Source organism: Nocardioides sp. (assembly GCF_035481145.1).
Classification (GTDB): domain Bacteria; phylum Actinomycetota; class Actinomycetes; order Propionibacteriales; family Nocardioidaceae; genus Nocardioides.
In genome coordinates this window covers 1-18,902 of sequence record NZ_DATIHB010000214.1, presented here as the reverse complement: position 1 = coordinate 18,902, position 18,902 = coordinate 1, and the positions used below count along the sequence as shown (strand labels likewise).

Below are 18,902 nucleotides of genomic sequence, written 5' to 3'. Positions count from 1 at the left end.
TAGACTCGGTGCGCGATGACTGACATTCCGGATGGCTTCCCCGTGGCCGAAGGCCGCCCCGCCCAGACCTTCCAGGAGGCCGAGGACGCGCTGCTGTCCCGCTGGCCCGAGACCCGGCTGGAGCCGAGCCTCGACCGGATCCTCGCCTTCACCGAGCTCCTCGGCCGGCCGCAGGACACCTACCCGGTGATCCACCTGACCGGCACCAACGGCAAGACGTCGACCTCGCGGATGATCGACACCCTGCTGCGCACGCTCAACCTCCGTACCGGCCGCTTCACGAGCCCGCACGTGGAGAAGATGAGCGAGCGGATCAGCATCGACGGCGAGCCGCTCAGCGACGAGGCCTTCGTGGCGACGTTCAACGACGTCGCGCCCTATCTCCACGTCATCGACGCGACCCAGCCGCACCCGATGAGCTTCTTCGAGTCCGTGGTCGCCATGGCGTACGCCGCGTTCGCCGACGCCCCGGTCGACGCCGCCGTGGTCGAGGTCGGCATGGGCGGCACGTGGGACGCCACCAACGTGGTCGACGCGAAGGTCGCCGTGGTGTTGCCGGTGGCGATGGACCACGCGCAGTACCTCGGCGACACTCCCGTCGAGATCGCCCGCGAGAAGGCCGGGATCATCAAGCCCGGCGCGACCGTCGTGCTCGCTCAGCAGGCGGCGGACGTCGCCGCGGTGCTCCTCGAGCGCGCGGCGCAGGTCGGTGCCACCGTCGCCCGTGAGGGCATGGAGTTCGGCGTCGTGTCACGGGTGCCCGCTGTGGGCGGCCAGCACCTGTCTATCCAGGGACTCCGCGCCCGGTACGACGACCTCTTCCTGCCGCTCTACGGCGCGCACCAGGCGCAGAACGCCGCCGTCGCGCTGGCCGCGGTGGAGGCGTTCCTCGGTGAGGGTGCGCTCGCCGACGACGTCGTCCGCGAGGCGTTCGCGCTGGCCAGCAGCCCGGGCCGGCTCGAGGTCGTGCGCCGCTCGCCGACGATCGTGCTCGACGCGGCGCACAACCCGCACGGTGCGACGGCGTCGGCCGCGGCCCTGACCGACTCCTTCGCCTTCGAGCCGCTCATCGGCGTGATCGGGGTGATGGGCGACAAGGACGTCGAGGGTGTCCTCGACGCGTTCGAGCCGCACCTCAACCACCTGATCTGCACGCAGAACTCCCAGCCGCGCTCGATGTCCGCAGCCGACCTGGGCCGGCTCGCCGTCTCGGTCTTCGGTGAGGAGCGGGTCACCGTCGAGCCGTCGCTGGCCGACGCGCTCGACCGCGCCGCCGCGCTCGCCGAAGCCGGTGCGGCGTTCGGCGAGTCGATCGGTGCCGGCGGTGTGCTCGTCACCGGATCGGTCGTGACCGTGGGCGAGGCGCGCGCGCTGCTGGTGCACCAGGAGGATTCGATCGACCGCGCCGCCGCACGGACCGCGGAGCGCATCGCCATGCGGGAGTCGAAGCTGGTCGACACCGACAGCTGGGAGGACGAGGCATGAGCGAGAACAACCCCGGGCCGCTGGACGGCGTCCTCGGCAGCGCCGCCGACGCCGCCTCCGGTGACGTCGATGGACACGGCAACCGCAAGATCACCGGCGCCCGCCGTGGCATGTGTGCCGCGATCCTGACCCTCGAGGCGATCTCCTTCGGCCTCGTCACCCCCGTCCTGCTGACGCTCACCGACATGGCGACGTGGCTCGCCCTGACGGTGGGCCTGGGATTCCTGGTCGTCTGCTTCCTGCTGGCCGGCCTGCTCAAGCGACCGTTCGGCTACCCGGCCGGTCACGTCGTGCAGGGCCTGGCGATCGGGCTTGGGTTCATCGTCCCGATGATGTTCGTGGTCGGTGGACTCTTCGCGCTGCTCTGGGGCACGGCGTACTGGCTCGGCGGCAAGATCGAGCGGGAGAAGGCCGAGGCCTGGGCGGCCTGGGACGCCGAGCAGGCCGCGCAGACCGGCGACCGGCAGCGTTCGCTAGGGTCTGACGCATGACCCAGCGCACCCTCGTCCTCGTCAAGCCCGACGGCGTCCGCCGTGGTCTCTCCGGGGAGGTCCTCCGCCGGATCGAGGCGAAGGGCTACCAGCTCGTCGCCCTCGAGCTGAAGCAGGCCACCCCCGAGATGCTCGCCGAGCACTACGCCGAGCACGAGGGCAAGCCGTTCTACGAGCCGCTGGTCGAGTTCATGCTCTCGGGCCCGGTCACCGCCGCGGTCTTCGAGGGCGAGCGCGTCATCGAGGGCTTCCGGTCCCTCGCCGGCGCGACGGACCCGACCGCTGCCGCCCCCGGCACGATCCGCGGAGACCTCGGTCGCGACTGGGGCCTCAAGGTCCAGCAGAACATCGTCCACGGCTCGGACTCCGAGGAGTCGGCTGCGCGTGAGATCGGGATCTGGTTCCCCCGTCTCTGACCGCCGGCGGGGGTGCCCTGCGGGGCACCCGCAGGGCACCCCAGAACGCTGTGGACGCGGACCCCAGAGTCCTGCGTGATCACTCCGGGTCATCTCCGGTGACGAGTCACCCATCATGGGCGCTTCGCGAGGTGGGGCGCCAGATCGGGCCCTAGCGTGGTGCAGGCGTGGGGGCGTGACCGGTTCGGCCGGGCCGCCCGATGCTCGGGCCGCGCGTCACCCGACTGGCTCTGATCTGGAGATCCCACCATGCGTCCCTCACTTCGCGCCGCCGTTGCCGGCGCGCTCGCCACGACGGCGTTGGGGCTCGCGCCCCAGGCGTTCGCCGACAACATCCAGGACGACGTCCTCGAGGCGGACAACCAGGCGATCACCCTCGTCCCGGGCTCAGCCACGGGGGTCACGGCCAACATCCGGGTCATCGGCAACAACGCCGACGGCACGACGACCGACCCGGGTTGCAACTGGGACAGTGGCGAGGCACCGCTGGTGCTCGACGTCCTGACGCCTCCGGGCGTCACGGCCAGCCCGGCACAGATCAGCATCACCGCCTGTGGTGGCAGCGGCGTCGCGGTCGCCTTCACCGCCGCGGCGAACGCGCAGGAGGGCACCGCGACGGTCAGCGTGGTCTCGACCCCGGCTGGCGGCGGCGGTTACGCCAACCAGGTCAGCATCCCGATCAAGCTCCCGGTCACGAACACGGCACCGACGGGTGTCGCGGATGACTACACGACCGCCGAGGACACCCCGAAGGCCGTCGCGGCCCCCGGCGTCCTCGGCAATGACACCGACCCGCAGGGCGACGCCCTGACTGCCGAGAAGGTCACCGACCCTGCACACGGCACGGTCGCGCTGGCCGCAGACGGCTCCTTCACCTACACGCCGGCCGCGGACTACAGCGGGCCCGACTCCTTCACCTACAAGGCCAAGGACGGCGCCGGACTGCTCTCTGCCGCGACCACCGTGACGCTGACGGTGACCCCGGTCAACGACGCACCTGTGGCGCTCGACGACAGCGCCTCCACCGACGAGGAGCTCGCGGTCGACGTCGAGGTCCTCGACAACGACAGCGACCCCGAGGGCTCGTCCCTCTCCGTGACCGGCGCCTCGGACGGCACGCACGGCACGACGACGTACGACGGGGACTCGGTCACCTACACGCCCGACGCGGACTGGTTCGGCACCGACTCCTTCACCTACAGCGTGAGCGACGGGGCCGGCGGCACGGACTCGGCGACGGTCTCGGTGACCGTCTCGAACGTCAACGACGCCCCGGTCGCCCAGGATGACGGCCACACCACGGCCGAGGACACTCCGCTCACGGTGCCGGCGTCCGGCGGCCTACTGGCGAACGACGGCGACGTCGACGGTGACAGCCTCACTGCCGCGCTCGTCACCGACGCCGCGCACGGCGAGGTGGCGCTCGCCGCGGACGGGTCGTTCGTCTACACGCCCGACGCCGACTACTTCGGCGCAGACTCGTTCACCTACCGGGCGAACGACGGGGCCGTGGACTCCGGTGTCGCCACCGTCGCGTTGACCGTGACGCCGGTCAACGACGCCCCGGTCGCGGACGACGAGACGCTGACCGTTGCCGAGGACAGCTCCGGCAGCGTCGACGTCCTCGTCGGCGACTCCGACGTCGAGGGCGACGCACTCTCCGTCTCGAGCGTGACGGACGGCGACCACGGGACCGTGGTGGACAACGGTGACGGGACGGTCACCTACACGCCGGACGCCGACTACGCCGGCTTCGACTCGTTCACCTACACCGTCTGCGACGACCACGCGACGACGCCGGCGAGCTCGGCAGGGTGCGACACAGCGACGGTCACCGTGACCGTCACCGCCGTCAACGATGCGCCCGTCGTCACGGCGGGGCCCGCCGCCAGTACGGTGGAGGGCACGCCGGTCTCGATCAGCGCGACGTTCACCGACGTGGACGGCGCTGAGGGCGAGACCTACACGGCCAGCATCGCCTGGGGAGACGGATCGGCGAGCGCAGGCACCGTCACCGGAAACAGCGTGACCGGCACGCACACCTACACCGATGACGAGTCCGGTGCGGCCGACGACGTCCACCAGGCCGTGATCACCGTGACCGACGCCGGAACGACGGGCGGCGAGGCCGACGCACGCTCCGACAGCGCATCGGTGCCGGTGACGGTCGGCAACGTCGCCCCTGCGGTGGCGGCGCCGACCCTGACCCTCAACCCGTTCTCCGGCGTACTCAGCCTGTCGACGACCTTCAGCGACCCGGCCGGTGCCCACGACACCTACCAGGGCTCGTTCACCGTCGACGGGAACTCCGTCGCCGGCACGGTCACGGGAACCTCGATGAGCGGTTCGACGGTGCTCGCCCCCGGCTGCCACACGGTCACGGCCAGGGCGACGGTCAGTGATGAGGACGGTGGCAGCACCACGAGTGACGCGGCCGGCTCCGCTGCCGACCTCGACGTGTACGCCGTGTCGTTCCAGGCGCCGATTCGCGATGACGTCCGCAACGTGGCCAAGTACGGCAACGTGGTGCCGGTCAAGGTCCTGGCCGTGAGCAGCTGCACCGGACTGCCGGCCACCAGCACGCCGCTGTCGATCCAGCTGATCAAGGGCAACGTGACCGACGACGTCACGGTGGACGACTCGAACGCTGCGGTCACCGAGAGCGTCTCCAGCGCCGACTCCGGCACGCAGATGCGGGTCGCCGACGGCAAGTACATCTACAACCTGTCGACCAAGGGGCTGACCACCGGCTCCGACTACACGATCCGGATCCGCTCGGGGTCGACGACCGGGCCGATCGTCCTCCGCGCCCTCCTGAGCACGCGGAAGTAGTCCGACAGGCAGACCCGGAGGGGCTCACCGCGCGCAGCGGTGGGCCCCTCCGTCGTTCCAGGGCGAGGGTCGGCATGGCCCGTTCGGGTGATGTGGGCCGCGTGTGCGGCGAGCCTCCCGGTTTCGCCCGGTTCGGCTCCTTAACCTCGTTCGCGAGTACGCCGGGGCAGTCCAGGTCAGCCAGGTCGCTGACAGCCAGCTTTCTGGGCGGGCTCACCTTCCCCACCACTCGACCAGAGGCACTGCAGGCATGGCGAACAGCTTCATCGGACGTGACATGGCCGTCGATCTCGGTACGGCCAACACGCTGGTCTATGTCCGCGGCAAGGGCATCATGCTCGACGAGCCGTCCGTGGTCGCCCTCAACGAGACGACCGGTGAGGTCATCGCGGTCGGCCACGAGGCCAAGCGCATGGTGGGTCGCACCCCCGACAACATCACCGCCCTCCGTCCGCTCAAGGACGGCGTCATCGCCGACTTCGACGCGACCGAGCAGATGCTCCGCTTCTTCATCCAGCAGGTCCACCGCCGCCGCTACTTCGCCAAGCCACGGCTGGTGGTCTGTGTCCCGTCCGGCATCACCGCCGTCGAGCAGCGCGCGGTCAAGGAGGCCGGCTACCAGGCCGGTGCCCGCCGGGTCTACATCGTCGAGGAGCCGATGGCGGCTGCGATCGGGGCCGGGCTGCCGGTCCACGAGGCGACCGGCAACATGGTCGTCGACGTCGGCGGCGGCACGACGGAGGTCGCGGTGATCTCCCTCGGCGGCATCGTCACCTCGATCTCGGTGCGCACGGCCGGCGACGACCTCGACCAGGCGATCATCGCGTGGATGAAGAAGGAGCACTCCCTGATGCTGGGGGAGCGCACCGCCGAGGAGATGAAGATGACGCTCGGGTCGGCGTTCCCGCTGAGCAAGGAGCCCGAGGCCGAGATCCGCGGCCGCGACATGGTCTCCGGCCTGCCCCGCACCGTCGTCATCTCCAGTGCCGAGCTCCGCCAGGCGCTCGAGGAGCCGCTGCACGCGATCGTCGACGCCGTCCGCACCACCCTCGACCAGACCCCGCCCGAGCTGGCTGGCGACATCATGGACCGTGGCATCGTGCTGACCGGTGGCGGTGCCCTGCTTCGCGGCCTCGACGAGCGGATCCGGCACGAGACCGGCATGCCGGTCCACGTCGCCGAGGACCCGCTCACCTCGGTCGCCCTCGGTGCCGGCAAGTGCGTCGAGGAGTTCGAGGCGCTCCAGCAGGTCCTCGTCTCCGGCCCCCGGCGGTACTGATGGCGATGCGCGAGAAGCGCTGGCGCGGCCTCGACCGGCTCGAGCCCGTCGACCGCTCGACCCGTTCGACCGTCGTGGCCCTGGTCCTCGCCTGCGCCACCCTGATCACCCTCGACCACGTCGGTGGTGCGCTCGACCCGGCACGCCGCGCGATCGGCGAGCTCGTCGGCCCCGCCGAGCAGGCGGCCGACGGGGTGGTCGCGCCGTTCTAGGCGGTCCCGCAGTGGTTCCGCACGCGCAGCAGCCTCGAGGACCGCGTCGCCGAGCTCGAGGCGGAGAACTCCCAGCTCGAGCAGCAGGTCGCCACCACCGCGCTCGACCGCAACCGGCTGGCGGAGTACGACGGCCTGGCCGCGACCGCGAGCACGGTGCGCCACACGCTGGTCCCCGCGCACGTCATCGGCCACGGCCCGGCCCAGGCCTTCTCGCAGACGGTCACCATCGACGCCGGCACCTCCTCGGGCGTCCATGCCGACCTGACGGTGCTCAACAACGAAGGCCTCGTGGGACGCGTCATCGCGGCCACCCGCACGACCGCCACCGTCCTCCTGCTCCTCGACCGCGACTCGGTGGTCGGCGGCCGCCTCGGCTCGAGCATGGAGGTCGGCTTCCTCCAGGGACGTGGCGAGCTCTCCGGTGACGCGACCCTCGACCTGAAGCTCCTCGACAGTGCCTTCGTCGCCAACGAGGGCGACACCGCGGTGACGTTCGGCAGCGAGGACGGCGCGCCGTACATCGCGGGTGTGCCGATCGGCAAGGTCACCGCCGTCTACTCCAGCCCGCGCGAGACCTCGCGCCGCGTGGAGATCCGGCCGTTCGTGGACTTCACCGCACTCGACCTGGTCGGCGTCGCCGTTCCGTCGGGCACGCGGTCCGACCGCGGCCTGGTCAAGCCGGGTGCGTCGGCCGCGAAGGAGGAAGGCCGATGAGCCTGGTCCGTGGGTTCCTGGCCCTGCTGCTGCTCCTGGTCGCCGTCGTGCTCCAGGTGACCTTCTTCCCGCACCTCGCGTGGCACGGCGTCGTGCCGGACCTCGCGCTGCTCGTCGTGGTGGCGGCTGGTCTGACCCGCGGATCGCAGTTCGCCGCGGTCCTCGGTTTCACCGGTGGTCTGCTCCTCGACCTCGCCCCGCCGGCCGATCACTACGCCGGCCGCTGGGCGCTGGCGCTGGTCGTGGTGGGCTACGTCGTCGGCCGGCTGCGCCCGGTCGGCCAGGGCCAGGGGGCCCGTCCCGAGCCCGTCATGGTCGTGGCGGCGGCGGCTGCCGCGTCGTTCCTCGGCACCTCGATCTTCGCACTGAGCGGCCTGCTGCTCAGCGACCCGGTCGTCAGTGTGCCCGACATGCTCCAGGTGATCCTGGTGGCGCTGGTCTGGGATGTCCTGCTGACGCCCGTGCTGGTGCCGCCGATGATGCTGCTCTTCCGCCGTACCGAGCCGGCCCGGGTCTCCTTCGCATGATGTACCGCCCGACCTCCGCCGCCACGCAGCGCAGCCGCATGCGGCTCGTCGTGCTGCAGGCCCTCGTCCTCTCGCTCTTCGCGACCCTCCTGGTCCGCCTCTGGTATCTCCAGGTGGCGACCGGCGACGACTACCGGGCCAAGGCCGCCAACCAGTCGGTGCGTGAGGTCGTCGTCCAGCCCGACCGGGGCCTGATCGTCGACACGCAGGGCCGGCCGCTCGTGGCCAACCGCAGCTCGTGGGTGGTCTCCATTGACCGCACGACGCTGGCGCGGATGTCCGAAGACGAGCAGGGGCTCCTCGTCGACCGGGTCGCCCGGGCGCTGCACCGCAAGCCGGCGGCGATCCGGGCCCGGCTGCTCAACTGCGGCACCGAGGGCGCGGTCGCCGGCACCTGCTGGAACGGCTCGCCCTTCCAGCCGGTCCCCGTCGACGACGACGTCGCACAGAAGACCGCCCAGCTGATCCGCGAGCAGGCCGAGGACTACCCGGCCGTCGTGGTCCAGGAGCAGTCGGTGCGGGCCTACCCGCGGCCGTTCGCGGTCGACGCGGCGCACGTCCTCGGCTACCTCAGCCCGGTCACCGAGGACGAGCTCTCGATCGCGGAGAAGGACGCCGACCTCTCCGTCAACGGTGCCTCCCAGGTCGGCCGCGCCGGCGTCGAGAAGGAGTACGACGCGTACCTGCGCGGCATGCCCGGCTACCAGCACGTCGCGGTCGACTCCCGCGGCCAGGTGCTGGGGGAGTCCGGCGTCGACGAGGCCCGCCCCGGCGACACGCTGGTCACCTCGATCGACGCCAAGGTGCAGGGCGTGGTCGAGGACGCGCTCCACGAGGCGGTCCTGGCGGCGCGCCAGCGCACCGACCGCAACGGCCAGCGCTACAAGGCCGACTCGGGCGCGATCGTCGTCCTCGACGCCAAGACCGGCCGCGTCGTGGCGATGGCCAGCGAGCCCACCTACGACCCGGGCATCTGGGTCGGTGGCATCACCCAGAAGCAGCTGAAGCGGCTCTACTCCGAGAAGGCCGGCACGCCACTCCTCTCCCGCGCGATGCAGGGCCAGTTCGCGCCGGGCTCGACGTGGAAGCCGTTCATGACGATTGCCGCGCTGATGAACGGCTACAGCACCGACACCCGGCTCAACTGCTCCTCGTCGTTCCGGGTCGGCAACCGCGAGTTCCGCAACTACGAGTCCGGCAGCTACGGGATGATCGACTTCAAGACCGCGATCACCGTGTCGTGCAACACCTTCTTCTACCGGATCGGCTACGAGTACTGGCGCAAGTACGGCAGCGACGTCTCCAACATCAAGGCGAAGGATCCCCTCGTCTCGAAGGCGAAGCAGTTCGGCTTCGGCAAGGCCACCGGCATCGACATCCCCGGCGAGGCAGCGGGGCGCATCGCCGATCGCCGCTGGAAGCGCGACTACTACGAGTCGATGAAGGACTACTACTGCGGCATCGAGAAGAACCCGGGCGACGCCTCGTCGTTCGTGAAGCTCTTCGCCCGCGAGTTCTGCGCCGAGGGCTACGCCTACCGGGCGGGTGACGCCGCCAACTTCGTCATCGGCCAGGGGGACACGATCGTCACCCCGCTGCAGCTCGCCCGGGCCTACGCCGCGCTCGCCAACGGCGGCACGCTCTTCCACCCGACGATCGGCAAGGCGGTCGTCGACCCCGACGGCAAGCTCGTGAAGCGGATCGCGCCGCAGGTCCAGGGCAAGCTGCAGATCCCGAAGGCGATCCTCGACTACGTCCGCGACGCGATGAACAACGTGGCCCTCGCCGGCACCCTCGCCGGCACCTTCTCCGGCTGGCCGCACGACCAGGTCAAGGTCCACGGCAAGACCGGCACGGCCGAGGTCTACGGCAAGCAGACCACCGGCTGGGTCGGCACCTACAGCAAGGACTACGTCGTCGTCTCCATGATCAGCCAGGCGGGCACAGGTGCCGCGGCCAACGGTGTCGCGGTCCGCCGCATCTGGGACACCCTCTACGGCGTGACGCCGGAGGGCTACCAGCCGTCCCGGGCCGCGATCCCCGGGGTCGTCCAGACCAACGCCCTGCCGGTCTTCTCGCCCGACGGCGCGATCCTGCCGCCAGTCCGGAAGGAGGAGCGGGAGTGAACGCACCGCGCCAGGGTGGCCTCGGCCGCCACGGTCTCGACTGGATCCTGATGGGCTCCGTCCTCGTCCTGACCCTCCTCGGCACCCTGCTGGTCTGGTCGGCCACCAGCGAGCGTGACCTGCTCACCGGCGGCGACCCGACGGCGTACCTCCGCAAGACGCTGGTCAACGTCGCCATCGGCCTGGTGCTCATGGTCATGGTCATGGCCACCGACCACCGCTGGGTCCGGATCCTCGCCCCCGTCGTGTACGTCGGCTCGCTCGTCGGCCTGGTGCTCGTCCTGGTGATGGGCTCCACGATCAACGGCTCGAAGTCCTGGGTGCGTCTGGCCGGCATGTCGATCCAGCCCGCCGAGTTCGCCAAGCTGGCCGTCATCATCGGCATGGCGCTCTTCGTCGCCGAGCGCTTCGAGGGCCGCTCGCGACGTCAGGTCGGCACCGGCGAGGTGATCGGCATGCTGCTGATCGCCGGGCTGCCCGCGGGCCTGATCCTGCTGCAGCCCGACATGGGCACCACCCTCGTCCTCGGCGCCACCGTCTTCGGCGTCCTCGCCGTCGCCGGCGCGCCTGCCAAGTGGCTGGCCGGCCTCCTCGTCGGTGCCGTCGTCGGCGCGGTCGCCGCGGTCCAGCTGCACGTCCTGAAGGCCTACCAGGTCGACCGGTTCCTCGCCTTCCTCAACCCCGACCTCGATCCCCGCGGAGCGGGCTACAACGTCGAGCAGGCGCGTACGGCGGTCGGCAACGGCGGCTGGTGGGGACAGGGCCTCTTCGACGGCTCGCAGACCCGCTCCGGCTTCGTGCCCGAGCAGCAGACAGACTTCATCTTCACCGTCGCGGGCGAGGAGCTCGGCCTGATCGGGGCCGGCTTCGTGATCGCCCTGCTCTGCCTCGTCGTCTGGCGCGCCCTGGTCATCTCGCGTGAGTCGCAGGACGTCTTCGGCCGCGCTGCCGCCGCCGGCATCGCGTGCTGGTTCGGCTTCCAGGCCTTCCAGAACATCGGCATGTGCATGGGGATCATGCCGGTCACCGGCGTGCCCCTGCCGTTCGTGTCGTACGGCGGCTCCTCGCTGTTCGCCGGCATGCTCGCCGTGGGGCTCCTGCAGAACATCCACCTCCGCGGAGCTCCGGCCCTGCCCACGCGCTTCTCGCCGGGCCGGGTGCTCACCGGGCGCTGACCCTCCCGTCGAGACCCGCCTTCTGGCGCGTCGAGACCCGTCTCTGGCGGCTAGCGGAGCAGTCCGGTGCCCAGCAGCCGGTCGCGGATCTCCGTCACGTGGTCGAGCAGCACCTCGGTCGAGTAGTGCTGCATGTCGCGCCACACCGGGATGCCGTCCAGGACCGGCATGCACGCGGGGTACGTCGGGCAGACGATGTCGTTGATGCCGACCCTGCGGATCGCGCCGCCGGAGCCGATGGCCAGGGTGCGGACGATCGCGTCGGTGAGCGGCGCGGGGCGGGCCTCGACGGTGCACTGGCCGACGGTCTTCGCTGCGGCGAGGCAGTCGAGGGGGCCGACCCCGTCGTACTGCTGGATCCACGCGTCCATGACGAGCGCCTTCGCGCCGGCCTGGCGGATCTTCCGCAGGCTCGAGGTCATCGTCGTGAGGTTCAGCTCGTCGATGCCCTGGGTGCTGCCCGTGGTCGAGACGAGCTGGTCCCACGCATCGCTGGAGCGTGGCATCTCGGTGAGGATGACGACATCGATCTTCATCTTCTTCGGCAGACCGCCGTAAAAGGCCGCGCGCGCCTCGCGGCACTGTTCGACGACGTCGTCGGACGAGGAGGTCGCCACCACGCCCTCCTGCCAGGGGCAGCCGGGGACCATGCTGTAGGTCAACGTGAAGTTCCGCTGCCGGGCGATCGCGAGCAGGGTGGGGGCGAGGACGCGCGCGTGGCTGTCGCCGACGAGCATCACGCGCAGGTCGCTGGTGCCGACGTGGCCGACGCAGCTCGTCGTGTCCGTGAGGGTGCAGTACGCCGTCTCGGCGCCGCGGCTGTCGTGGATCGCGCGCCAGTCGATCTCCGGCACGGGGTCGCCCGGCGCGGGCACCTCCGCCCTCCGCGTGTCCGGCGTACGGGTGGGGGAGACCCGGGGCATCGCGGTGCCGGAGGCGCCGGGGGAAGCGGTGGCGCCGGCGACCAAGGCCGGCCGGACGTCGTTCTCGAGGACGCGGGGGACGACGGCGTACGCCGCGAGGACGGAGCAGGTGAGGCCGACCAGGATCGTCGGGCTGGCGGAGACGGCGAGCCGCGCCGACGTGCGGATCGGCTGCTCGAGGAGCTCGAACGAGAGTGCGGCCAGCCCCGTGGCGATGGCTGCGGTGAGGAGGGCGTCCGCCCACGCCGGGGCCTCGACCGCGGAGGTGACGAGCAGGAGCACCGGCCAGTGCCAGAGGTAGGTGCCGTAGGAGATCCGGCCGAGATAGGCGAGGGGAGCGGCAGCGAGGAACCGGTCGAGCGACGGAGTCGTCCGGGTCATCACCGTGAGCACGAGGCCGACCGAGAAGACCGTCGCGAGCATCCCACGCGTGCTCTGGGAGACGTCGAGGAGGCTCGAGCCGACGACGAGGAGACCGATGAACATCGGCCAGCCCGCGCTGCGCAGGGCGCGCGTGCGCGTTGCGAGGTGCCGCCAGGCGATGGCGGCCAGCACGCCGGCCATCGGCTGGTAGAGCCGCGCGTCGGTGCCGTAGTAGGCGTGCAGCACGTCGTCCTGCGCCCGCCAGAGCTGCGCGGCGAGCGACGCGGCGAGGATGGTGGCGACGCCGACGACCACCGCGGGGCGCCACCAGCGCTTCAGCGCCACCAGGCCGAGCAGCACGAACGGGAACGCGACGTAGAACTGCTCCTCGACCGAGAGCGACCAGAAGTGGAGGTACGGCGAGGTGGTGACGTCGGCGGCGAAGTACTCGTCCGCGCTGATCAGGAAGCGCCAGTTGGCCACGTACAGCAGGGACGCCTGGGCGTCGCCGACCCAGTCGAGGCGGCGTGTGACCGGTGCGACGAGCAGGAAGACGAGGGCGGTCGCCACCACCACGACGAGCGCCGCGGGCAGCAGCCGTCGCATCCGGCGGGCGAAGAACGAGCCCAGCGCGATCCGGCCGGTCGTGTAGCGCTCCTCGAGCAGGAGCGAGGCGACCAGGAAGCCGGAGAGGACGAAGAAGAGGTCGACGCCGACGAAGCCGCCGTCGGCCCAGCCGAGCTTCGCGTGGAAGCAGAGGACGAGGTACACGGCCACCGTTCGCAGCCCGTCGAGTGCGGGACGGTACTGCCAGACCATGGACGCGAGGGTAGTCGGCACCTGTCGTGCGCAGCGATTCGGTGGGGACTCACTCCGCGACGCTGAAGAGGTCCCCGGGCTGGCAGTCGAGCGCGTCGCACAGGGCAGTCAACGTGGAGAAGCGGATCGCGCGGGCGCGCTGGTTCTTCAGGACGCTGAGGTTCACGATCGTCACGCCGATCCGGTCGGCGAGAGCGGTGAGGGTCAGTCCGCGTGCGGCAAGGAGTTCGTCGAGGTGACAGACGACGCGGTGCTCCTCCTCGACGGGCATCAGACCAGCCCCTCGACGTCATGCCTCATCCGCACGCCCTGGGCGAACGCCTCCGCGATGGCACCGACGAGGGCGGCCGCCCCGAACCAGGCGAGTGGGAACGTCGAGCTCCAGCCCGGCACGTCGTTCGCGACCGCGGCGAAGGTCATCTTGGCGGAGGCGAACGCCTGGACCAGCGGGATCACGAGCGCCGCAGCGACGATGAGGAGTGCCACCCGCCGCAGCACGCGCACCGTGGCCGGCGCGAACGCGGCGCCGCAGCTGATCTGGTCGATGACCCGCAGCAGCTGCAGGGCGGCCAGCGCGACCACGATCCCGATCAGGGCCTCCGGCAACAGCGCGATCAGTCGCTCCTGGGCGCTCGGGTCGGCGATGGTGGCGACGGCCCCGCCATCCCATTCCAGCGAGGTGCCCGCGTTGGCGCGTGCCAAGGAGCCGGGGAGCGGCTCGGGATCGCCCGCGCGGATCGGCACGTCGAGGGGCTCCCCGGACAGCCAGCCCACGAGGGGGAGGGCGATGGTCGCCAACGGCGCGATGACCGCAGCGAGCAGAAGGGCGAGGCGGCTGAGGCGGATGCTGGTGGACGGTGATGCGGCCATGGCGGGTCCTTTCCGAGACTTATCGATATTCGACAACATCGACTATCGATAAGTCAAGGGCTGTGCGAGTTCGTCGCCTGCGCGGTGGCCGCGTACCCTTGGAGACGTGTCTGCCTCCGTCTTCCCCCAGCTCGAGCCGCTCCTGTCCGGCGTCCAGAAGCCGATCCAGTACGTCGGCGGCGAGCTGAACTCCACCGTCAAGGAGTGGGACTGCGCCCCTGAAGGCGCGACCGTCCACTGGGCGCTGATGTACCCCGACGCGTACGAGGTCGGCCTGCCCAACCAGGGCGTCGCGATCCTCTACGAGGTCCTCAACGAGCGCGACTGGATCGTCGCCGAGCGCACCTACTCGGTCTGGCCGGACCTCGAGAAGGTCATGCGCGAGCACCAGATCCCGCAGTTCACCGTCGACGCACACCGACCGATCCGCGACTTCGACATCCTCGGCCTCTCGTTCTCCACCGAGCTCGGCTACACCAACATGCTCAACGCCCTCGACCTCGCGGGCATCGCGCTGCACGCGGTCGACCGCTCCGACGAGGACCCGATCGTCCTCGCCGGCGGTCACGCGGCGTTCAACCCGGAGCCGATCGCCGACTTCATCGACGCCGCCGTGCTCGGCGACGGCGAGGAGGTCGTGCTCAAGATCTCCGAGATCATCAAGGAGTGGAAGGACGCCGGCTCTCCCGGTGGCCGCGACGAGCTCCTGATGCGCTTCGCTTCGACCGGCGGCATCTACGTCCCGAAGTTCTACGACGTGGCGTACGACGACGCGACCGGCCAGATCGCCTCCTACGGACCGAACCGTCCCGGCGTCCCGGAGAAGGTCGTCAAGCACACGCTGATGGACCTCGACCAGTGGCCCTACCCGGCGAAGCCGCTGGTGCCGCTCGCCGAGACCGTCCACGAGCGCTTCTCCGTCGAGATCTTCCGTGGCTGCACGCGCGGCTGCCGCTTCTGCCAGGCCGGCATGATCACCCGCCCGGTGCGTGAGCGCTCGATCACCACGATCGGCACCATGGTCGAGAACGGCATCCGGCAGTCCGGCTTCGACGAGGTCGGCCTGCTCTCGCTCTCCTCGGCCGACCACACCGAGATCGCGGAGGTCGCCAAGGGGCTGGCCGACCGCTACGAGGACTCCAACGTCTCGCTCTCGCTCCCGTCGACCCGCGTGGACGCCTTCAACATCTCGCTGGCCAACGAGTTCTCCCGCAACGGACGCCGTTCTGGCCTGACGTTCGCGCCGGAGGGCGGCTCCGAGCGGATGCGCAAGGTGATCAACAAGATGGTCACCGAGGAGGACCTGATCCGCACGGTCGCGGCGGCGTACTCCCACGGCTGGCGCCAGGTGAAGCTCTACTTCATGTGCGGCCTCCCCGAGGAGACCGACGAGGACGTCATGCAGATCGCCGAGCTGGCCAAGAAGGTGATCCAGAAGGGTCGCGAGGTCACCGGCCACAACGACATCCGCTGCACCGTCTCCATCGGCGGCTTCGTGCCGAAGCCGCACACGCCGTTCCAGTGGGCGCCGCAGCTCGACGTGGCGACGACCGACGAGCGCCTGCGCAAGCTCCGCGACGAGGTCCGCGCCGACAAGCGGTTCGGACGGGCGATCGGCTTCCGCTACCACGACGGCAAGCCCGGCCAGGTCGAGGGACTCCTCTCCCGCGGTGACCGCCGCGTGGGTGCGATCATCGAGCAGGTCTGGCGCGACGGCGGCCGCTTCGACGGCTGGAGCGAGCACTTCTCCTACGACCGCTGGGTCGCCTCGGCCTCCCTCGCGCTCGAGGGCACCGGCGTCGACCTCGAGTGGTACACCACCCGCACCCGTGAGTACGACGAGGTGCTGCCGTGGGACCACCTCGACTCGGGTCTCGACAAGGACTGGATGTGGGCCGACTGGGAGGACGCGCTCGCGGCCGCCAACGGTGAGGACATCGAGGTCGAGGACTGCCGCTGGACCCCCTGCTACGACTGCGGCGTCTGCCCCGAGATGGGCACCGAGATCCAGATCGGCCCCACCGGCCAGACCCTGCTGCCGCTCGCGGTCGTGGGCAGCGGCCAGCCGGGCATGGTCACCCAGGTCGTCCACTGACCTGCTGACCTCCCGGCCCCGCGCTGCTGACGGGACCCGTGGTCCGCGGTCCAGGGGACCCCGGGAACGCGCCTTCGGGTCGCGCAATGCGCCGGCCGGCGGGAGCATGGTCATGGGGCTGCGACCCGAGGAGGCGACCCATGGAGACCGCTGAGCTGTTCCACCGGGCGGTCGGGCGGTGGCAGGAGATCGTGCGGGGTGTGGGGGAGGGTCAGTGGCGTGCTCCCACGCCCTGCGAGGGCTGGGACGTGACCGCCCTGGTCAACCACGTCTGCAGTGAGGACCTCTGGGCCGTGCCGCTGGTCGAGGGGGCGACCATCGCGGAAGTGGGCAACCGCTTCGACGGCGATGTCCTCGGCGACGACCCGAGGGAGAGTGCGCTCCAGGCAGCGCTTGCTGCCGACGCGGCGGTGGCCGAGCACCTGCGCCCGGGCGCCCGCGTCCACCTGTCGTACGGCGAGGAGGACGCGGGCGAGTATGCGATGCAGCTGGCCGCCGACCACCTGGTCCACGGGTGGGACCTCGCGGCGGCCACGGGGCAGGAGCGCACCCTGCAGCCCGCGCTGGTCGCGGCCGTCGCCGACTGGTTCGTCGACCGGGAGGCGATGTACCGGGCCGGAAACGCAGTCGGCCCGCGCCACCCCACGCAAGGGGACGCGCAGGCCGAGCTGCTGGCTGCCTTCGGACGGGACGCCGGCTGGGCGCCTTCCTGACTCAGTCGACGACGTCGGCGTCGAGGACGCCGTCGGTCGCCTCGACCCAGCAGGCCACCGGGCTACCGGCCTCGAGCCGGGTGCGGGCGCTGGCCGCGGAGACCTCGACCTCGTCGCCGCGGAGCTGGAGGCGCGGAGCACCGTCGACGGCGCGGACCTCGACGCCGGGGAAGCTGCCGGCGATCCGCGTCAGGCAGAGCTGCATCTGGGTCCGGCCTGCCTCGACATCGGCCTGCGTCGGGGTGATCACCGCGAAGATCTGGCCGTTGTGCTCGATCGAGCACCCGAGGTCGATCATCGTGACGTTGTCGCCCTCGCTCTCGGCCTGCACGCACTGTCCCGGCTCGGCGTTGGCGGGCGTGACGATCCGGTCACCCAGGGCGAACATGCCGAGCCCGACCAGGACCATCAGCAACGTGCCGACCACGCCGAGGACGGTGCCCGTGACGGCCATCCACCGGCCGCGGGCCTTGCCCGGGCCGGTCTTCACGATGCCGATGGCGCCGAGGACGATCGCCGGGATCCCGAGGCAGCAGGTGAGGCCGCAGACGAACGACGCGATGGCGAGACCGCTGTAGCCGGCGCTGCCGTCGTTGGGTCCGGCGTACGCCTGGAAGGGCTGGGGTGCCGGCGGAGGGAACGGGCCTCCCGGCGGAGGGAACGGGCCCCCCGGCGGAGGCGGCGGGGTCCCCGCGCCTGCGGTCGGGTACATCGGTGCGGGTGGGGCAGCGGGCGGGGCGGGAGGTGCCGGCGGCGGAGGAGGAGTGACCGGCGGCTGCGGTGCCTCGGGCTTCTTCGGCTCCTCGGGCTGCGGCTGGCCGGGGTACGGCGGAAGGGTCACTGGTCACTCCCCAGGGTGAAGACGGCACCGCGTAGTTGCGAGCCGGACTTGTGGCGGACGAAGCAGGCGACGGCGTCGCCCACGGTGGGGGCCGAGTCGGTGAGGGCGAGCGGCCGGACCTCGAGGCGGCGAGCCTTGAGCTGGTCGGAGTCGACCCCGAGGTCCTGGGCCGCGGTCAGGCAGCGATCGCTGACCGCGCCGAGGTCCTCGTCCGTGCCCATCCTCTGCAGCGCGAAGACCTCGGCGTCATGGGCCTTGCTGCACCCCACGGCGTCGAGGTCGTGCAGGCTGGAGAGTCCCTGGGCCAGATCGGTGCTGAGGAGGCAGGTGCCGCGGAGGATCTGGGGGAGGGTGGCCGGCTCGTGCCGGAGCAGGCGACTGGTCAGCGCCGCGCACCCCGCGACGATGACGAGGCCGAGAACGATGGCCAGCACCAGCGCCCACCGAGGGCGGCGCGGGGTCGCGAGGGTGGTCGGGCCGACGGCATCCTCCACGGGGGCCCGGTGGCCACGCCAGGTCGGTTGCTGTGCCACGGGCCACCTTCCGTGAGTTGCCGGACTCGTGAGCCGCAGCGTAGCGCCGCGGCTGGTCCCGGCGAGGGGCAATGGCCGGATCGATGTGGGGGACCAGCCGTCTGCGGGCATATCCTCTGCCCGTGCGCGAACAGCCCGAACAGCAGGCCCCTCCGGTCCAGCGACTGCGGATCCGGTACGCCAAGCGCGGCCGCCTGCGGTTCACCAGTCACCGCGACTTCAGTCGCGCCTTCGAGCGCGCGGTCTTCCGCGCCCGGATCCCGATGGCCTACTCGTCGGGCTTCAACCCCCACCCCCGGATCTCGTACGCCGGAGCGGCGCCGACCGGCTCGGCCAGCGAGGCGGAGTACGTCGAGATCGCCCTGCGCGAGAAGGTCGACCCGGCGGCGGTGGGCGCCCTCCTCGGAGAGGCGCTGCCCGACGGCCTCGACGTGCTGACCATCGTGGAGTCGCCCGGCGGCTCGCTCGCCGACCGGCTCGAGGCG

The 18,902-nt window shown here is 71.1% G+C and carries 18 protein-coding genes; 13 read left to right on the top strand and 5 right to left on the bottom strand.

Annotated features, from left to right (window positions below; genetic code table 11):
• Positions 1-15: 15 nt before the first annotated feature.
• From VLF38_RS17280 to rodA, 10 genes are all read left to right on the top strand, one after another.
• Positions 16-1,485, top strand: a complete 1,470-nt coding sequence (locus VLF38_RS17280; RefSeq protein ID WP_325272477.1) for a bifunctional folylpolyglutamate synthase/dihydrofolate synthase — start codon at positions 16-18, stop codon at positions 1,483-1,485.
• Positions 1,482-1,976 carry a DUF4233 domain-containing protein gene (locus VLF38_RS17275; RefSeq protein WP_325272476.1) on the top strand — a complete coding sequence of 165 codons (495 nt, stop codon included), beginning with the start codon at positions 1,482-1,484 and terminating at the stop codon, positions 1,974-1,976. The genes VLF38_RS17280 and VLF38_RS17275 overlap by 4 nt, the downstream gene beginning before the upstream one ends.
• Positions 1,973-2,392, top strand: a complete 420-nt coding sequence (gene ndk, locus VLF38_RS17270) for a nucleoside-diphosphate kinase (RefSeq protein WP_325272475.1) — start codon at positions 1,973-1,975, stop codon at positions 2,390-2,392. The genes VLF38_RS17275 and ndk overlap by 4 nt, the downstream gene beginning before the upstream one ends.
• 249 nt (positions 2,393-2,641) lie before the next feature.
• Complete coding sequence (locus VLF38_RS17265; protein ID WP_325272474.1) at positions 2,642-5,224, top strand: Ig-like domain-containing protein; 2,583 nt, start codon at positions 2,642-2,644, stop codon at positions 5,222-5,224.
• 250 nt (positions 5,225-5,474) lie between these two features.
• Positions 5,475-6,503 carry a rod shape-determining protein gene (locus VLF38_RS17260; protein WP_325272473.1) on the top strand — a complete coding sequence of 343 codons (1,029 nt, stop codon included), beginning with the start codon at positions 5,475-5,477 and terminating at the stop codon, positions 6,501-6,503.
• The gene (locus VLF38_RS17255; protein ID WP_325272472.1) at positions 6,503-6,715 is read left to right on the top strand and encodes a hypothetical protein; all 213 of its coding nucleotides are present in this window, start codon (positions 6,503-6,505) and stop codon (positions 6,713-6,715) included. The genes VLF38_RS17260 and VLF38_RS17255 overlap by 1 nt, the downstream gene beginning before the upstream one ends.
• 156 nt (positions 6,716-6,871) lie before the next feature.
• Positions 6,872-7,432, top strand: coding sequence for a rod shape-determining protein MreC (gene mreC, locus VLF38_RS17250; protein WP_325272471.1), 561 nt, complete (start codon positions 6,872-6,874; stop codon positions 7,430-7,432).
• Positions 7,429-7,959 carry a rod shape-determining protein MreD gene (mreD, locus tag VLF38_RS17245; protein WP_107700334.1) on the top strand — a complete coding sequence of 177 codons (531 nt, stop codon included), beginning with the start codon at positions 7,429-7,431 and terminating at the stop codon, positions 7,957-7,959. The genes mreC and mreD overlap by 4 nt, the downstream gene beginning before the upstream one ends.
• Positions 7,956-10,085, top strand: coding sequence for a penicillin-binding protein 2 (gene mrdA / locus VLF38_RS17240; protein ID WP_325272470.1), 2,130 nt, complete (start codon positions 7,956-7,958; stop codon positions 10,083-10,085). The genes mreD and mrdA overlap by 4 nt, the downstream gene beginning before the upstream one ends.
• Positions 10,082-11,260, top strand: coding sequence for a rod shape-determining protein RodA (gene rodA / locus VLF38_RS17235; RefSeq protein WP_325272469.1), 1,179 nt, complete (start codon positions 10,082-10,084; stop codon positions 11,258-11,260). The genes mrdA and rodA overlap by 4 nt, the downstream gene beginning before the upstream one ends.
• A 50-nt stretch (positions 11,261-11,310) precedes the next feature.
• On the opposite strand, the gene VLF38_RS17230 is transcribed toward rodA, so the two are convergent.
• Genes VLF38_RS17230 through VLF38_RS17220 form a run of 3 tightly spaced genes read right to left on the bottom strand, consistent with a single transcriptional unit; the run spans position 11,311 to position 14,235 of the window.
• Positions 11,311-13,365, bottom strand: a complete 2,055-nt coding sequence (locus VLF38_RS17230; RefSeq protein ID WP_325272468.1) for an acyltransferase family protein — start codon at positions 13,363-13,365, stop codon at positions 11,311-11,313.
• Between the two features lie 49 nt (positions 13,366-13,414).
• Entirely contained in the window at positions 13,415-13,636 is a 222-nt protein-coding gene (locus VLF38_RS17225) for a helix-turn-helix transcriptional regulator (RefSeq protein WP_325272467.1), read from the bottom strand.
• Positions 13,636-14,235 (bottom strand): DUF2975 domain-containing protein, encoded by a 600-nt coding sequence (locus VLF38_RS17220; protein WP_325272466.1) that lies wholly within the window; start codon positions 14,233-14,235, stop codon positions 13,636-13,638. Before VLF38_RS17220 ends, VLF38_RS17225 begins: the two co-directional genes overlap by 1 nt.
• Positions 14,236-14,341: 106 nt before the next feature.
• Between VLF38_RS17220 and VLF38_RS17215 the strand changes: the two genes are divergently transcribed.
• Positions 14,342-16,330 carry a TIGR03960 family B12-binding radical SAM protein gene (locus tag VLF38_RS17215; protein WP_325272465.1) on the top strand — a complete coding sequence of 663 codons (1,989 nt, stop codon included), beginning with the start codon at positions 14,342-14,344 and terminating at the stop codon, positions 16,328-16,330.
• 140 nt (positions 16,331-16,470) lie between these two features.
• The gene (locus VLF38_RS17210) at positions 16,471-17,043 is read left to right on the top strand and encodes a TIGR03086 family metal-binding protein (protein WP_325272464.1); all 573 of its coding nucleotides are present in this window, start codon (positions 16,471-16,473) and stop codon (positions 17,041-17,043) included.
• Between the two features lies 1 nt (position 17,044).
• Here VLF38_RS17210 and VLF38_RS17205 read toward each other — a convergent pair whose 3' ends face one another.
• Together VLF38_RS17205 and VLF38_RS17200 are read right to left on the bottom strand one after the other, a co-directional pair.
• Positions 17,045-17,884, bottom strand: a complete 840-nt coding sequence (locus tag VLF38_RS17205; RefSeq protein ID WP_325272463.1) for a DUF4190 domain-containing protein — start codon at positions 17,882-17,884, stop codon at positions 17,045-17,047.
• Positions 17,881-18,417, bottom strand: coding sequence for a hypothetical protein (locus tag VLF38_RS17200; protein WP_325272462.1), 537 nt, complete (start codon positions 18,415-18,417; stop codon positions 17,881-17,883). The genes VLF38_RS17205 and VLF38_RS17200 overlap by 4 nt, the downstream gene beginning before the upstream one ends.
• 83 nt (positions 18,418-18,500) lie before the next feature.
• On the opposite strand from VLF38_RS17200, the gene VLF38_RS17195 reads away from it, so the two are divergent.
• Positions 18,501-18,902 (top strand): TIGR03936 family radical SAM-associated protein (locus tag VLF38_RS17195; protein ID WP_325272486.1); only part of this gene is annotated, 402 nt, incomplete at its 3' end.

Coding starts and splice junctions, on each gene's coding strand:
- VLF38_RS17265 (WP_325272474.1), top strand. CDS start 2,642: ATGCGTCCCTCACTTCGCGCCGCCGTTGCCGGCGCGCTCGCCACGACG.
- VLF38_RS17210 (WP_325272464.1), top strand. CDS start 16,471: ATGGAGACCGCTGAGCTGTTCCACCGGGCGGTCGGGCGGTGGCAGGAG.
- VLF38_RS17220 (WP_325272466.1), bottom strand. CDS start 14,235: ATGGCCGCATCACCGTCCACCAGCATCCGCCTCAGCCGCCTCGCCCTT.
- VLF38_RS17230 (WP_325272468.1), bottom strand. CDS start 13,365: ATGGTCTGGCAGTACCGTCCCGCACTCGACGGGCTGCGAACGGTGGCC.
- VLF38_RS17255 (WP_325272472.1), top strand. CDS start 6,503: ATGGCGATGCGCGAGAAGCGCTGGCGCGGCCTCGACCGGCTCGAGCCC.
- VLF38_RS17225 (WP_325272467.1), bottom strand. CDS start 13,636: ATGCCCGTCGAGGAGGAGCACCGCGTCGTCTGTCACCTCGACGAACTC.
- ndk (WP_325272475.1), top strand. CDS start 1,973: ATGACCCAGCGCACCCTCGTCCTCGTCAAGCCCGACGGCGTCCGCCGT.
- VLF38_RS17280 (WP_325272477.1), top strand. CDS start 16: ATGACTGACATTCCGGATGGCTTCCCCGTGGCCGAAGGCCGCCCCGCC.
- mrdA (WP_325272470.1), top strand. CDS start 7,956: ATGATGTACCGCCCGACCTCCGCCGCCACGCAGCGCAGCCGCATGCGG.
- VLF38_RS17260 (WP_325272473.1), top strand. CDS start 5,475: ATGGCGAACAGCTTCATCGGACGTGACATGGCCGTCGATCTCGGTACG.
- VLF38_RS17275 (WP_325272476.1), top strand. CDS start 1,482: ATGAGCGAGAACAACCCCGGGCCGCTGGACGGCGTCCTCGGCAGCGCC.
- mreD (WP_107700334.1), top strand. CDS start 7,429: ATGAGCCTGGTCCGTGGGTTCCTGGCCCTGCTGCTGCTCCTGGTCGCC.